Here is a 14,538-nt window from a genome sequence, read left to right on the forward strand (position 1 = left end):
ACTCGACGGTGCGTTCTCTCATTTGCTCTCGTCTGCGCGATGAGCCACGCGGCGGCCGCGCAGCCCAGGAACCCAAAGGCCGACGCGCAGGCGCTCTTCGAACAGGGCCGCGCGGCCGTTGAAGCGCGGGACTGCGCCCGTGCGATTCCGCTCTTCCGCAAGAGCCAGGAGACGTATCCGGCCCGCGGTACCCTGTTCAACCTCGCGCAGTGCGAGGCCGAGCTCGGGCAGATCGCCAGCGCAACACAGCATTATAAGGAGCTCTTGCCACAACTGGAGCCCAGCGACCCTCGTCTGCCAGTCACCCAGGAACGCCTCGCGGAGCTCGAGCCGCGTCTGCCCAAGCTGGTGCTCGAGCTCGCGCAGGGCACGCCGGTTCCCGCGGAGCTGCACCTGGATCAAGCGCCGCTGCCGCAAGGCAGCGTCGGCAGCGAGCTACCGGTCAATCCCGGCGACCACGTGCTCATCGCGAGGTGGGCGGACGGTAGGGAAACCGAGACGCGCGTGTCCCTCGGGGAAGGGACGCGCAAGAGCGTCCGCCTCGAGCCGCCGTCGGTCGCCGCCGCGCCGCCCGACCCCTCGCAGGCTCCCGCGCCTCGCCCAGACGCCCCGCCGCCGCCCGCCTCCAGCGCGCGACGGACGCTCGCCTTCGTGATCGGCGGCGTCGGCGTCGCGGCCCTAGGCGGGAGCCTCATCACGGGCGGCCTCGCGATGGGCGCGAAGGGCGATCTCGAGGAGGAGTGCCCGGATCCCTCGCGTTGCAGCGAGGAGGGGATGGCGATTCGCTTGCGAGGTCGAAACCTCACCACCGCGAGCACCATCGTCGGCGCCATCGGCCTCGCCGGGCTCGGCGCCGGCCTGGTGCTCTTCTTGACGACGCCGGAGCAGCGCACCTCGGTCGCCCTCACGCCCGCGATCTTGCCGGGCGGCGGCGGCGCGCTGCTGCACAGCCGCTTCTAGCGAAACCCCGGCAGCGCCGGCCACGGCACCCCGGAGAGAGGGCCGCCGGAGGCGGCGCTCGAGATCCCGGTCGGGAGCCGGCCGCCGGAGCGCAAAAAATTCAATAAGTTCGACGACTTATCATCATCCGCAAAAAAGATCGCCCCGCGTGTCGATCTTGCCCCTTCCGGTTCGTCGCGTCGGTAGAGCCAGGGACGCACCCCTGCCGGAGCCCGGAAGCCCGGCTCCCCACGGAAGCAAGGAGAACGACCATGCGATTCATGATCCTGATCAAGGCCACCAAGGACAGCGAAGCGGGCGTCATGCCGAGCGAGCAGCTCCTCACCGAGATGGGGAAGTTCAACGAGGAGCTGGTGAAGGCTGGCGTGATGGTCGCGGGCGACGGGCTCCACCCGAGCGCGAAGGGCGCGCGCGTCAGGTTCTCGGGCGACAAGCGGACCGTGATCGACGGGCCCTTCGCCGAGACCAAGGAGCTGATCGCGGGCTTCTGGATCTGGGAGGTGAAGTCGAAGGAAGAGGCCATCGAGTGGGTGAAGCGCTGCCCCAACCCCATGTACGAGGACTCCGAGATCGAGATCCGCCAGGTGTTCACGGCGGACGACTTCGGCCCCGCGCTCACGCCCGAGCTCCGGGAGCAGGAGGATCGCCTGCGGGCGCAGGTCGAGGCGAAGAAGTAGCCACGGCGCGCCCCGGGGGATCGCGCCGGCCGAGGGGGCTTGCGCCGGCGGAGGAAGCTGCTCTGATCGGTCGCCGTGACGGCTCCCGACGCGCATCGCGCGATCCACGCGGTCTTCCGGATCGAGTCGGCCAGGCTCATCGCCGGCCTCACGCGGATGGTGCGCGACGTCGGCCTCGCCGAGGAGCTCGCGCAGGACGCGCTCGTCGCCGCGCTCGAGCGGTGGCCGGAGTCGGGCGTCCCGGACAACCCGGGTGCGTGGCTCATGGCCACCGCGAAGCGCCGCGCGATCGACGAGCTCCGCCGGAGCAAGCTGCTCGAGAGGAAGCACGAGGAGCTCGGCCACGAGATCGAGGCCCAGCGCGCGATGGCCGCGCCCGATCTGGACGCCGCGCTCGACGACGACGTGGGCGACGACCTCCTGCGCCTCGTGTTCACCGCCTGCCACCCGGTCCTCTCCACCGAGGCGCAGGTGGCGCTCACGCTCCGCCTGCTCGGGGGCCTGACGACCGAGGAGATCGCGCGCGCGTTCCTGGTCCCGGAGCCGACCGTCGCCCAGCGCATCGTCCGGGCCAAGCGGACCCTCGCCGAGGCGCGCGTCCCCTTCGAGGTCCCCCGCGGGGCCGAGCTCGCGCCCCGGCTGTCCTCGGTGCTCCAGGTCGTCTACCTCATCTTCAACGAGGGCTACTCGGCGACCGCCGGCGACGACTGGATGCGCCCTGCCCTCTGCGAGGACGCGCTCCGCCTCGGCCGCATCCTGGCCGAGCTCGTCCCGAAGGAGCCGGAGGTCCACGGCCTGGCCGCGCTCATGGAGATCCAGGCGTCGCGCGCGAGGGCGCGGGTCGGCCCGTCGGGCGAGCCCATCCTGCTCCTGGATCAGAACCGCGCCCTCTGGGATCACCTCCTGATCCGCCGCGGCCTCGCCGCGCTGGAGCGCGCCGAGCAGCTCGGCGGCGCGCGGGGGCCCTACGCGCTCCAGGCCGCGATCGCCGCCTGCCACGCGCGGGCGCGCGCCGCGGCCGAGACCGACTGGGCGCGCATCGCGGCGCTCTACGCGGCGCTCGCCCAGGTCACGCCGTCGCCCGTGGTCGAGCTCAACCGCGCCGTCGCGCTCTCGATGGCGTTCGGCCCGGCCGCGGGCCTCGCCGTGGTCGACGCGCTGACCTCGGAGCGCGCCCTCGAGAGCTACCACCTCCTGCCGAGCGTGCGCGGCGACCTCCTCGCGAAGCTCGGCCGCCTCGACGAGGCGCGCGTCGAGTTCGAGCGCGCCGCGTCGCTCACGCGCAACGCGCGCGAGCGCGAGCTGCTCCTCGGGCGCGCCGCCGCCTGCGCGCCCGGCTCGGCGCCGCCGCCGGCCCCCTCGGGCCGGTGACGGCCGCCGGCGTCACCCGCGCTCCACCGCCGCCGCGAACGCCGCGCCGCTCGCCGCCGTCGCCGCGCTGGTCAGCCAGCGCCCGAGCGCCGCCGGGTCCTCGCACGCGAGCACCCGGGCCTGCACCGCCTCGGGCACCGCGATCCCCCGCGCGGAGAGCACCGCGAGGATCGCGCGCGCGTGGGTGCGCGCCCGCACCCACTCGTCCGTGAACCGCGACGCTTCGCGCTCCTCGAACAGCGCCGCGACCGGCACGGCGCCGAGGCCGTGCTTGTCCAGCTCCGGCAGGAGCGGCACCTCGGCGCCCGGCCGGTAGGTGATCGACGCCGTCCCCGGCCGCACGACCTCGAGCTCCCGCCGCTCCGCGTGCGCGATCCAGACCCAGGGCCACTCGTGCTCCAGGTACAGCTTCACCTTCTCCTCGAGGTAGCGCTTCGACTGGGTGCCCCGGATCTCCACGGCCAGCACCGGCGTTCCGCGGTAGGCGTCGTTCCGCGGCGACGAGAGGTCGCCCACGAGCACCACGTCCGGCGCCCGGAGCGAGGGCCCCGCCGGGTCGCTGAGGTCGCAGTACACGTCGGTCATCACCGTGAACCCCTCGCGCGCGTGCGTGCGGAACAGGGCGGCGAGGAGGGCCATCACGATGCCGTGGATATCCTTGCTGCCCATCTGCTCGATCAGCTCCCCGCGGTGCAGCTCCCACGGGCTGCCGTCGTAACAGTCGTCGGGCGTACCCAGCCGGCGGCCGGTCGGCCCGAAGTCCCGCAGCTCGATCGGCCCCGTGTTCCGGGGCGGACGGGTCGGGATGCCGTTCCAACGTGCGGTCATGCCCGCAAGCATAGCACGCCAGTCCCCTGGCCCGCGGGGGGGCCGCGCCGGCCCGGGCCAGGCCGCCCGACCGCCCCGCGGGCCGCCTGGCCCTCGGGGCGCCTCAGGCCGAGAGCTTCTGATCGGCGATGTCGAGCGCCGCGTCGAGCGCCGCGATCCCCTCCTCGATCTCCGCCTCGCTGATGATGAGCGGCGGCGCCACGAGCAGGTGGCTCACCCACCCCATGAGCGACACCCCGCGCTTCGCCGCCTCGGCGACCACCGCGTCGACCACCAGGGGCCGCCGAGCCGCCTTGTCCTGCGGCACGTTGAACGGCTCCTTCGTCGCGCGGTCCTTCACGAGCTCCACCGCCCAGAACAGGCCGATCCCGCGCACATCGCCGATCGAGGGGTGCTTCTCCTTGAGGGCGCGGAGCTTCTCGCCCACGACCTCTCCCATCTTCGTCGCGCGGTTCAGGAGGTCGAGCCGCCGATACTCGTCGATCGCGGCGACCACCGGGGCCAGCGTGAGGGGGTGGGCCTCGTAGGTGTGGCCGTGGGCGAACATGTTGTCATCGAAGTAGTCCGCTATCGCGCGCGAGGTCGCCACCACCCCGAGCGGCGCGGCCGCGTTCGTCACGCCCTTCGCGGTCGTCAGGATGTCCGGCACCACCCCCCAGTGATCGACCGCAAACCACTTTCCGGTCCTTCCCCACCCGCTCATCACCTCGTCCGCGATGAGGAGCACGCCCCGCTTGCGCGCGACCTCGGCGATCCGCGGCAGGTACTCGGCCGGCGGGATGAGGACGCCGTTCGTGCCCACGATCGGCTCGACGAGCACCGCCGCCACGTTCTCCTCGTGGTCGATCATGTAAGCCAAGTAGTCGGCGCACGCGACGCCGCACTCGGGGTAGCTCCGGCCGAGCGGGCAGCGATAGCAGTTCACCTCCGGGCCGAACACAACGCCCGGGATCTTGCCGGCCGGCTCGATGAACCAGCGGCGGAAGTCGCCGGTCGCCGCGACCGAGCCCGCCGTCGAGCCGTGGTACGACGTATAGCGCGCGATGATCTTGTGCTTGCCCGTGTAGAGCCGCGCCATCTTGATCGCCGCCTCGTTCGCCTCGGTGCCCGACGTCGCGAAGAAGAACTTGTCGAGCCCCTTCGGCATCACCTCCAGGAGCTTCTGCGCCGCCCGGACCCGCACCTCGCACGTGTGCGCCGGGCTGATGTAGGCGAGCTGCCTCGCCTGCGCGCAGATCGCCTCGATCACGGCCTCGTTCTGGTGTCCGAGGTTCGAGCAGATGAGCTGCGAGGACAGGTCCAGATAGCGCTTGCCGGACGCATCCCAGAACGCGCATCCCTCCGCGCGGGTGACGTGGATCGGCTTCCAGCCGCGCTGAGCGCGCCAGGTGCCGTACGTGTGCTTCGTGGTCAGCTCAACGATGTCATCGCTCATGGTAGCCTTCGCGGTTCGAGGAGGTGCCCAGCGTAGTGGGTGATCCCACCCCCCCGCACGCGAATTTCCCGGCGCCGCTCGCCCGGCTCCCACGCGCCTCGCCCCACGATTCCGCGCGGCGCCTCGCCGCCTCTGCCGCAATGTCCGGACGGCACGAGAGCGCTCGCGGCGCCGCGACATCGCATAACAAGGACGTCCGTGATCCGTCCTTGTCGCCTCGCCTGCACGTCGGCTGTCCTCTCCATCGCGGACAGCGATCGCCTCGGCGCGGCCTCAGCCGGCGGCCCCGCCCTCGGCGCGCGCCACGTCCCGCAGGCGCGCGACGCGGTACTCCAGCCGGGAGATGACCTCCTCCTTCGTCGCGCCCTCGCCCACATCCATCAGCACCTTCTGGCACATCGCGCACATCTGCAGGAGGTGGGAGCGGAGCTCCTCGGGGGTGCACGCCCCCTTCCTGAGCTCGTCGAGCCGCCGCGCGAGGCCCTCCTTCTCGCGGCCCGCCTCCGATGGATCGCCGGCCGCCGCCGGATCGTTCCAGCGCGCCGCGCTGGCCTCGCACAGGAAACACGCACCTTCGATGGGCTTCTGCAGCATGGCTCTCCTCGTACAGTAGGTGTGTAAGGACAATCTGGAGCCGCTCGCCCGGATCACAAGCCGGCCCCGCATCTCCGGGCCGGGATCCCGCGCCGAAGGCGGGCGAGCGCGCTGCCATGCCGGTCGGTTGACATATTAGGAGTCACTAATACGATGCCGCCCATGACCACGAGCCACGAACCCCCCGCCCCTCCCCCTGTTTCGCCCTACCTGACGGTCGACGACGCCCGCGCGGCCATCGACTTCTACCGGCGCGCGTTCGGCGCGACGGTGGTGGCCGAGCAGCCGACGCCGGACGGCAAGAAGCTCATCCACGCGGCCCTGGTGGTGAACGGCGGCCTCGTGATGCTCAGCGACGATTTCCCGGAGATGTCAGGCGGGGTGAGCCGCACGCCGAAGGCGCTCGGCGGCTCCTCGGTGACGATCCACCTCGACCTGCCCGACATCGACGCGACGTGGAAGCGCGCGGTCGAGGCGGGCGCCACCGTCGAGATGCCGCTCCAGGACGCGTTCTGGGGCGACCGGTATGGAGTGGTGACAGACCCGTTCGGCCACCGCTGGTCGCTCGCGACGCGGAAGCGGGCGGTCACGAAGCAGGAGCTGGACGCCGGCGCCGAGAAGCACTTCCCCGCGGGGACGTGAGGTGACGTGAGTGACGGGCGCGCGCTCCCCGGACGAGACCTTCCGCGCGATCGCGGACCCCACGCGGCGCGCGATCCTCGACGCGCTGGCGGGCGGGGAGCGCTCCGTCACCGAGCTGTGCGCGATGTTCGACGTGACCCAGTCGGCGATCTCGCAGCACCTCAAGGTGCTGCGGGACGCCGGGCTGGTCACGCCCCGCCGGGAGGGGCGCTCGCGGCTCTACCGCGTCGAGGCCGAGCCGCTGCGCGCGGTCCACGACTGGGCCGCCCATTACCAGCGATTCTGGACCGAGAAGCTCGACGCGCTCGGCGCGCTGCTCGATCGCGAGGCGGCCATCGCGCGCCATGGAGGCAGATCCTGAGACGCGACCTGCGCATCCCCCGCGATCACCCTGCGAGCCTCATTTCTCTCTCCTCTTCATCGATGGCACGGGCGTGTCGTCGATCTCGAGATTGCCGATCATGTCGGCGAGGACACGCCTCGTCGTCTCCAGCTCCGCGGCCGGGATGCCCCGCGTCGCGCGGCGCTCCACCTCGACCACCACGTCCTGGGCCCAGTCGTACTCCGCGCTCTGACGTGTGCAGCGCACGCGGAACGCGCGCGCGTCGCTCTCGTCGGGGGTCCGCTCGACCAGCCCCTTCTTTTCGAGGCGGCCGACGAGGGCCGAGAGCGACGCGGCCGTGATCTGCAGCCGCTCGGCGAGCTCGCGCTGGGTGAGCCCCACGCGCTCTCCGAGCAGCGCGCCGATCAGGCGGAACTCCGCGAGCGTGACCCCCCGCTCGGCGAGGCGCTCCTGGATCAGCTGCAAGGCGGTGCGATCCACGCGAGCGATCCGCGCGAGCAGCAGCGTGGTGAAGACGGTCAGCGTGTCGGTCACCCCCAATAGTTCGTAAGACTAACTAACATTGTCAAGCGGGATCGCGGGGCTGGCGAGAGCCTCCCGCCGGGCCGGAGCGCGGCGAGGGGGCGCCCAGTCCTCTCGCCCGTCGGGCGACACCGGCGCCCCGTCGCGCCGGCGCGGTCCAGGTGAGGAGCGGCTGCGCGAGTTGCGCGAGCGCTCGCGCAACTCGCGCGACAGCGCGCGCAACGGGCCTGGCGAGGGCCGCCCTCGACGGCCATTTCGCGGGCCCGCCGCGCTGGCGCGGGACCTGCTCTGGGTGTGAGCGCTGGGCCCTGGGAGACGACGGACCGCGCGGCACGCCGCCGCCGCGGCGCCGTGCCCCCCAGAGGCCCGATGGAGGTCTGCGCACATGGATGGACAACGCGCCACAGCCGGTTTTTCGAGCATGAACCAGGGGATGAGGGCAGGAGACGCGAAGAGGAGCGACGCGCGCGCGTTTCTGGCGCAGGTCGAGGCGGACGAGCGCCTCGCGGAGAAGATGGCCGAGGCCGACGGGGACATGGCGCGCATCCTCGCGATCGCCGCCGAGGCGGGCTGCTGGTGCACCGAGCAGGAGCTCGCGAGGGCCTATGAGGAGCACGTGCGCGCGGAGCCCGGCGCCTCGGCCTACGACTTCGGGTATCCGGTCGTCTATCTGAGCCTCCGCGCGCCGTCGGACCTGAGCCACGCGGCCGTGTACCTGAGCCTCCGCGCGCCGTCGGATCTGAGCCATGCAGCCGTGTACTTGAGCCTCCGCGCCGGCGCTCAGCTGTCTTCCTGAACGACGCTCCGCGCCCTCAGGAGAACTGGCCATGATCCGATCCCCCGGTCCGAAAGGTCACCCTTTGCACGGCTCCTGGCCGGAGTTCCGTGCGGATCCCCTCGCCTTCCTGCTCGACGGCACGCTGGCGTACGGCGATTTCTTCCGGTTCCGGCTGGGGCTCAAGCAGTGCTTTGCGGTCGCCGATCCGGCCGCGATCCAGCGGGTGTTCTCCGACCGGGAAGGCTTCACTGACAAGACGCCGCCGCACCGGATGCAGGACGCCTATCCGCGGAGCGTCGCCCGCCTCGAGGGGAGCGAGCACCTGGAGCGCCGGCGGGCGCTCGCGCCAGCGTTCCAGCGGGAGGCGCTGCTCGCGCGCGGAGGCGGCGCCCAGCGCGCGGTGCGCGAGGGGCTCGCGCGGCTGCGCACCGGCGAGGCGCGGCCGGTGCTGCCGGCGCTCGAGGACGCCGCCCTGCGGAGCGCGTCGATGCTGCTCCTCGGGGACGCGGGAGAGCGGGTCGTGGAGCACATCGCGGCCGAGCTGCCCCGGGTGGAGGCGTGGCTCGGGCACGCCGCCGACGACGAGGCGGCGTACGATCGGGCCAGGGAGGCGCTCGCGACAGCCATCCTGAAGGCGGCGGAGCACCGCAGGGCCGCAGGGAACCCGGGCGCCATCGATCTGCTCGATCCGCTCGTGCGCGCGGTGGACGCCGGCCAGATGGACGATCAGGCCTTGATCGACGAGATCGTGATGATGCTGGTGACGCACGTGCCGACGGCCGCGGCGTGCGCGTGGGCGCTCCACGATCTCGCGCAGCGCCCGGAGGTCCGGCGGCGCCTCGAGGAGGAGCTCGACGCCATCGGCGCGCGGGGAGCGGAGGTGGAGCGCGCCCCGCTCCTGTCCGCGGTGGTGCTGGAGGCGTTGCGGCTGCACCCGCCGGTCTGGGTGCTGGCGCGCGAGGCGCGGAGGGAGTTCCGCCACGGGCCCCACGCGGTGAGCGCCGGAAACGAGGTGCTCGTGAGCCCCTATGTCATGCAGCGGCTCCCCCAGTACTGGAAGAACCCGGAGTCGTTTCTCCCGGAGCGCTTCCTGCCGGGCTCGCCGTGGCACGTGGAGCGCCCGGCTCCGGCGTACATCCCCTTCGGGCTCGGGATGCGCAAGTGCATCGGCGAGCGGACGGCGATCCTGCAGATGAAGCTCATGCTGGCCGCGCTGGTGAGGGATTTCCGGTTCGAGCTGCCGGCAGGCTACGAGGCGGGCGTCGGCGGCCAGCGGCCGCTCGTGCCGAGGGACGGATTGCCGCTCCTCCTGGAGCGGCGCAAGCGCGCCGGCCGGTGCGACCGGGATCATGAGGTCGCTCGGTGAACGTCGCTGCGCGCGCGCAGCCCGCGACGCGCAGGGGACACCGGCAGCGGCGCTCAGGAGAAGCCCATCGGGCACCGCGCTGCGGGCTGCGGCGCGACGCCCTGAAGCGCCGGATCCGCCTGGCTGCCCACCGCCGCCGCGCCGCCGTCCGCCGTCCTGGGCCTCTCCCGCTCGCCCTCCAGGATCATCGCCATGCCCCCGCTCGGCCCCATGGTGAGCCCGCGGCGCACGTGCTGGATGGGCGCCTGGCTCTCGAGCCGGAGCCGGTATCTCCCCAGGATCGTGCCGAGGACGACCTTCATCTCGTACATCGCGAACGCCGCGCCCAGGCACCGGCGGGCGCCGCCGCCGAAGGCGATGAACTCGAACGGAGAGAACTTCCGATCGAGGAAGCGGGAGGGGCGAAATCGCTCGGGCGACGGGTAGAGATCCTCGCGGCCGTGCAGGAGCAGCGGTGAGGCGGCGACGGACTCGCCGGCCGGGATGGTGTAGCGCCCGAGCTGGAAAGGCATCTTCGCGACGCGGCCGACGTCGACCACCGGCGGGTGGATGCGCAGCGCCTCGAGACACACCGCCTCCAGGTATGGCAGCGACGCGAGCGCGTCCGGCGCGGGCGACGGGCCGAGCGCGTCGATCTCGGCGCGGAGGCGCGCGAGCACGGCGGGCTCGCGGTGCAGCCAGTACATCGCCCACCCGAGCGACATGGCCGTCGTCTCGTGGCCCGCGAACAAGAGCGCGCGGAGCTGATCCGCGATCTCGACGTCGCTCATGCCCCCGCCGTCGTCGTGCCGGGCGCTCATCATCAGTCCCAGGATGTCCTGCGAGGCGTCCCCCGCCGCGCGCCTCCGCTGGACCTCCTCGACCAGCAGCGCGTCGAGCGCCCTGGCCGCGCGCCGGTTGCGCGCATACGGGCCGAAGCCGCCGAACTCGCGCCGGAGCGCGGGGAGGACGAAGAAGCTCGGGCTCAGCGAGTCGATGAGCGCGAGCACGGCCTCGCGGGTCCGCCCGACGCGCTCCTCGCCCCTCACGCCGAAGACCACGCGGACGATCACGTCGAGCGCGATCGCCTGGGTCGCCGCGAGCATCGAGAACGAGCGCCCCGGGCGCCACCGCGAGGCCTCGCCCAGGCTGATGTCCGCGATCGCTTCGCCATAACCGCGCATCGCGCCGGCGCCGAACGGCGGCCCGAGCAGCTTCCGATCGCGCCGGTGCCGGGCGCCCGTCGTCACGACCACCGAGCTCGTCCCGAAGACCGGCTCGGCCAGCTCGGCGGCCCAGACCCCGAACGTGTCGGGGTCGGCCGTGTAGATCGCGCGGATCGCCTCCGGATCGCCCGTGATGGTCAGCATCCCGTTCGGAGATTTCACGCGGAACGTCGGGCCGTGCTCGGCGGCGTAGCGCTTGAAGATGGGCTCGGAGGAGATGAATCCAGAGCGGATGTAGTCCACGAGGCTGAACGACGTCGGGCCGGGCGGCAGAGATCCCATGTTGCTCCGTGGGTGAGGTGAGGGTCGTCGTGCGGATCCCCGGGCCGGGAGAGCAGGGCTCCGGGGATCCGTACGACACGCGCGCCGGCGCCTGGTTCCGGGAGATCGCCGGCGCGCGCTCAGGCCTGCGGCTCACACCGCCGCACGACCTCGACGACAGCCTCGTCGAGCGGGAGCTCGCGCTGCTGTCCGCCCTCGCGCTCCCGGAGCGCCACGGAGCGGCGCTCGGCCTCGCGCTTGCCCACCACCGCGACCAGGGGGATCGAGGCGGCGTGCGCGAGGGCGATCTTCCGCGACAGCGTATCGTCGCCCGCGTCGAGGATCGCGCGCACCCCCTTTTGCCGGAGGCGCTCGAGAACCTCATCGGCATAGGCGCGCTGCGCGTCTGTCACCGGCACCACGACGACCTGCTCGGGAGATAGCCAGAGCGGCAGCGCGCCCCGGTAATGTTCGAGCAGGATGCCGAGGAAGCGCTCCACGCTGCCGAACAGCGCGCGGTGGAGGATCGCTGGTCGCCGGCGCGCGCCCGAGGCGTCGACATAGGTGATGTCGAAGCGCTCCGGCAGCACGAGATCGAGCTGGATCGTCCCGCATTGCCAGCTCCGCCCGAGCCGGTCGCGCAGCACGAACTCGAGCTTGGGCCCGTAGAAGGCCCCCTCCCCGGGCTGGAGGCGGTACTCGAGCCCCGCGCTCCGCGCCGCGGCGGACAGCGCCGCCTCCGCCCGGTCCCACACGGCGTCGCTCCCGTAGCGCTCGGCGGGGCGCGTCGAGAAGCCGACCGCCATGTCGTGGAAGCCGAAGCCGGCATAGAAGTCGCGCAGCGCGCTCGCGAAACGCACGACCTCGGCCTCGACCTGCTCCTCGACACAGAAGATGTGGCCGTCGTCCTGCGTGAACTGCCGCAGCCGGAACAGGCCGTGCAGCGTGCCGCTCGGCTCGTCCCTGTGCACCATGCCGAGCTCGCCGATCCGGAGCGGCAGATCCCGGTACGACGGCGCCATGCGCGCCACGATCTGCATGTGACCCGGGCAGTTCACGGGCTTGATGGCGGCGGCGTGATCCTCCTCGGACAGCCGAAACATGTTCGAGGAGAAGTTGTCCCAGTGGCCGCTCGCCTTCCAGATCGCCTGCCGCAGGATCAGCGGCGTGCGGACCTCTCGATAGCTGTCGCGCATCATCTGGCGTCGGACCGCCTCCTCGAGGACGCGATAGAGCGTGAAGCCGCGCGCGTGCCAGAACACCATGCCAGGCGCCTCCTCCTGGAGGTGGAACAGATCGAGGCGCTGGCCCAGATAACGATGATCGTCTTCGTCGAGCATGTCAGTCTCCGTCGGCGGTGGCCGGGCCAGACGGAGCGCTGAAAAGCGACGTGCCCCGTCCGGAGTCCGGCGGGGCTTGGTGTCTCGTGGTTCGTCAGCTCATCGCATGCACACGAGAACCATCCCGCCGGTGCGGGTAGTGGTCGTCGTGGTCGCGGTGAGGCGGGAGCTCACGAGGGGAGTTTTATCGCGGTGACCTGGGCTCGTCAAGCGGGACGTCCGTGCGCGTTTCGTGCTCCGGGCGCGTCCCGCGCGGCCTCGGGGCTGGCCGGCCGGCCGGCGAGGGCGCGGGAGAGGAGCACCGCCCCGGTGAAGAGGTAACCCGAGCAGGACCGGAAGACGTCGTAAGAGCGGCCGATGAACGGAACGTTCCGCAGGATGTCCGCGACGCGCCAGATCTCCTCGTGACGCGTGATCCTGAAGCTCTCGCCTCCATCGATCAGGTCGAACTCGTACGTCAGGATCACCCGCATCGGGTACGCGCAGCGCGGGAACAGCCTCAGGTAGAGGGTGCCGTCGACGACGGCGCGGCCCGCGTCGCGTGGCGCGCAGAGCCGGACGCTCAGCTGCGAGACGTCGAGGTCGAAGCGGGGACCGCCGCGCGCTCCGGAGAGGTCGACCTGGTACGTCTCGACGCCGCGCACGCGCCGCCACGGACCGACGAACTCGATGCCAGGGGCGAGGTAGGGATAAACCTCCTTCTCCAGCGTCGCGCCCGGAACGCTCGTGTCGTACATGAGGAGCGAAAGGCGCCTGAAGCGGTCCTCGAGGTCGTCGAGCCCGAGGCGCGGCATCGAGGGCATCGTGAACGGGAGGCAGTTCACCTTTGTCGCCATGTCGTGACTCTCCATCTCGTTGCGTTCCCCGCCCGGTGTGAAGCGACGGCGCGGACGGGGAAGATGAAGGCCGAGACGCAATGGACGGGCCGAGGCGGAGCGCGCTCCGGCGCGTGCGCGGCGGCGCCTCGCCCCGCCCGGCGCGCCGCGTGTGGTCCGCCGCGCACGGCGCTCGAAAGGCCCGGATCTCCGCGCGGCAGCAGGGCGAGAATCGGCGCGCTCGCCGCCGATTGGCCTGGTCGCGGGGGCGTCCGCCGCTATCTTCCCGCGCCGTTCGGCTCGCGAGGGGCGCGGCGTTTCGCGCCCTCTGCAGCCGCTGAGTCACGAGGAGAGGGAGTGTCACGGGTGCTGGAGAGCGCAGCGAGGGCCGCCGGGAGGTTCACGGAGCCGCGCAGGGCGGCGGCGCGGCGGCTCGCCGCCCTCGCGGCCGTCGCCCTCGCCTCGGCGGGGTGCATCGCGCGGGGGGCGCCGGCGCGCGCCGGCCATGGAGACGCGGGCGCAGCGGCGCCGGCGGGCGCCGGTCACGGAGACGCGGGCGCGGCGGCGCCGGCGGGCGCCGGTCACGGAGACGCGGGCGCGGCGGCGCCGGCGCGCGCCGGTCACGGAGACGCGGGCGCGGCGGCGGAACGGCTCTTCCGTGAGGCGGAGTCGCTGGCGAGCCGCCGCCGCGCGATCGGCGTGCAGCTCTTCGTGCTCGACGAGGCCGCGGAGGCCGGCGCCGCGGGCGAGCGCGCCGAGGCCCGGCGGGCGGCGCTCGAGGCGGAGGCCGCGCGGGCGCTCTCGAGGACCGTCGCGGCCTACGCCGCGCTCGTCGACGCGCCGGCGCTGCGCGCGGCGGAGCAGCGGCCCTCGGCGCTCCTCAAGCTCGCGCAGGCGCTCCAGGACAGCGGGGACCTGCGCGGCGCCGAGGCGCGGCTGCGCCAGCTCGCCGGCGAGCACCCGGCCTCGCGCGAGGCGCCCGAGGCCCACCTCGCGCTGGCCAACCTCGCGTTCGCGGCGGGGCGCCTCGACGAGGCCGTGAGCGCCTGCGACGCCGCCCTCCGCGGCGCCGCGGGCGCGGCGCTGCGGAAGCGCGCGCTCTACGTGAAGTCGTGGAGCCTGCGGGGGCTCGGCCGCGGGGGCGCCGTCGAGGAGGCGATGGAGGCGCTGCGCGCCATCGTGCAGCTCGGCCCCGCGCGCGCGGGCTCGCCGGAGGCGACGATCGACGAGGCCGCGGAGCGCGAGCTCGTCGAGCTCTACGCGGCGCACGGCGATCCCGCCCGCGCCGGCGCGTTCTTCGCGGGCGCGGGCGAGCGCGCGGGCCCGCGCCTGCTCGGCGAGGTGGAGGCCCGCGCCGCGCGGCGGCGGCGCCCCGGGGCGCTCGATCGGCCGACGCTGTGA

General features: G+C 72.9%; 15 protein-coding genes. 8 read left to right on the forward strand and 7 right to left on the reverse strand.

Features of this window, described 5'->3' with window-relative positions; all coding sequences use genetic code 11:
* Nucleotides 1-39: 39 nt before the first annotated feature.
* The 3 genes from WMF26_RS37430 to WMF26_RS37440 all read left to right on the forward strand — a co-directional run bounded on the left by WMF26_RS37430 (nucleotide 40) and on the right by WMF26_RS37440 (nucleotide 3,008).
* On the forward strand, nucleotides 40-960 hold the full coding sequence (locus tag WMF26_RS37430) for a tetratricopeptide repeat protein (RefSeq protein ID WP_437996621.1): 921 nt from the start codon (nucleotides 40-42) through the stop codon (nucleotides 958-960).
* Nucleotides 961-1,211: 251 nt separating this feature from the next.
* Complete coding sequence (locus tag WMF26_RS37435) at nucleotides 1,212-1,637, forward strand: YciI family protein (protein ID WP_437333003.1); 426 nt, start codon at nucleotides 1,212-1,214, stop codon at nucleotides 1,635-1,637.
* A 75-nt stretch (nucleotides 1,638-1,712) separates the two neighbouring features.
* Nucleotides 1,713-3,008: an RNA polymerase sigma factor gene (locus WMF26_RS37440; RefSeq protein WP_437996622.1), complete on the forward strand. Its 1,296-nt coding sequence runs from the start codon at nucleotides 1,713-1,715 to the stop codon at nucleotides 3,006-3,008.
* Between the two features lie 12 nt (nucleotides 3,009-3,020).
* Here the strand turns inward: WMF26_RS37440 and WMF26_RS37445 are convergent, their stop codons facing one another.
* From WMF26_RS37445 to WMF26_RS37455, 3 genes are all read right to left on the reverse strand, one after another.
* Nucleotides 3,021-3,836 carry a Uma2 family endonuclease gene (locus tag WMF26_RS37445; protein WP_437333005.1) on the reverse strand — a complete coding sequence of 272 codons (816 nt, stop codon included), beginning with the start codon at nucleotides 3,834-3,836 and terminating at the stop codon, nucleotides 3,021-3,023.
* Between the two features lie 103 nt (nucleotides 3,837-3,939).
* The gene (locus tag WMF26_RS37450; protein WP_437996623.1) at nucleotides 3,940-5,271 is read right to left on the reverse strand and encodes an aminotransferase family protein; all 1,332 of its coding nucleotides are present in this window, start codon (nucleotides 5,269-5,271) and stop codon (nucleotides 3,940-3,942) included.
* Nucleotides 5,272-5,544: 273 nt separating this feature from the next.
* A complete protein-coding gene (locus tag WMF26_RS37455) occupies nucleotides 5,545-5,865 on the reverse strand; it encodes a hypothetical protein (protein ID WP_061622141.1) in 321 nt (106 codons plus the stop codon).
* A gap of 153 nt (nucleotides 5,866-6,018) precedes the next feature.
* Here WMF26_RS37455 and WMF26_RS37460 point away from each other — a divergent pair, with 153 nt between their 5' ends.
* Nucleotides 6,019-6,507 (forward strand): VOC family protein, encoded by a 489-nt coding sequence (locus WMF26_RS37460; protein WP_437996624.1) that lies wholly within the window; start codon nucleotides 6,019-6,021, stop codon nucleotides 6,505-6,507.
* A 10-nt stretch (nucleotides 6,508-6,517) separates the two neighbouring features.
* Nucleotides 6,518-6,868, forward strand: coding sequence for an ArsR/SmtB family transcription factor (locus WMF26_RS37465; RefSeq protein WP_437314610.1), 351 nt, complete (start codon nucleotides 6,518-6,520; stop codon nucleotides 6,866-6,868).
* Nucleotides 6,869-6,907: 39 nt separating this feature from the next.
* Here the strand turns inward: WMF26_RS37465 and WMF26_RS37470 are convergent, their stop codons facing one another.
* Nucleotides 6,908-7,384 (reverse strand): MarR family winged helix-turn-helix transcriptional regulator, encoded by a 477-nt coding sequence (locus tag WMF26_RS37470; RefSeq protein WP_437996625.1) that lies wholly within the window; start codon nucleotides 7,382-7,384, stop codon nucleotides 6,908-6,910.
* A gap of 421 nt (nucleotides 7,385-7,805) precedes the next feature.
* On the opposite strand from WMF26_RS37470, the gene WMF26_RS37475 reads away from it, so the two are divergent.
* Together WMF26_RS37475 and WMF26_RS37480 are read left to right on the forward strand one after the other, a co-directional pair.
* Nucleotides 7,806-8,168 (forward strand): Nif11-like leader peptide family RiPP precursor, encoded by a 363-nt coding sequence (locus WMF26_RS37475; protein ID WP_437996626.1) that lies wholly within the window; start codon nucleotides 7,806-7,808, stop codon nucleotides 8,166-8,168.
* 31 nt (nucleotides 8,169-8,199) lie between these two features.
* Nucleotides 8,200-9,516, forward strand: coding sequence for a cytochrome P450 (locus WMF26_RS37480; protein ID WP_437996627.1), 1,317 nt, complete (start codon nucleotides 8,200-8,202; stop codon nucleotides 9,514-9,516).
* Nucleotides 9,517-9,569: 53 nt separating this feature from the next.
* Here the strand turns inward: WMF26_RS37480 and WMF26_RS37485 are convergent, their stop codons facing one another.
* From WMF26_RS37485 to WMF26_RS37495, 3 genes are all read right to left on the reverse strand, one after another.
* Nucleotides 9,570-11,003: a cytochrome P450 gene (locus tag WMF26_RS37485; RefSeq protein ID WP_437996628.1), complete on the reverse strand. Its 1,434-nt coding sequence runs from the start codon at nucleotides 11,001-11,003 to the stop codon at nucleotides 9,570-9,572.
* Between the two features lie 119 nt (nucleotides 11,004-11,122).
* Nucleotides 11,123-12,322 (reverse strand): threonine--tRNA ligase, encoded by a 1,200-nt coding sequence (gene thrS, locus WMF26_RS37490; protein WP_437996629.1) that lies wholly within the window; start codon nucleotides 12,320-12,322, stop codon nucleotides 11,123-11,125.
* Between the two features lie 206 nt (nucleotides 12,323-12,528).
* Nucleotides 12,529-13,158 carry a hypothetical protein gene (locus tag WMF26_RS37495; RefSeq protein WP_437996630.1) on the reverse strand — a complete coding sequence of 210 codons (630 nt, stop codon included), beginning with the start codon at nucleotides 13,156-13,158 and terminating at the stop codon, nucleotides 12,529-12,531.
* Between the two features lie 336 nt (nucleotides 13,159-13,494).
* Between WMF26_RS37495 and WMF26_RS37500 the strand changes: the two genes are divergently transcribed.
* On the forward strand, nucleotides 13,495-14,538 hold the full coding sequence (locus WMF26_RS37500; protein ID WP_437996631.1) for a tetratricopeptide repeat protein: 1,044 nt from the start codon (nucleotides 13,495-13,497) through the stop codon (nucleotides 14,536-14,538).

This window comes from Sorangium sp. So ce185, assembly GCF_051526825.1.
GTDB lineage: Bacteria > Myxococcota_A > Polyangia > Polyangiales > Polyangiaceae > Sorangium > Sorangium cellulosum_D.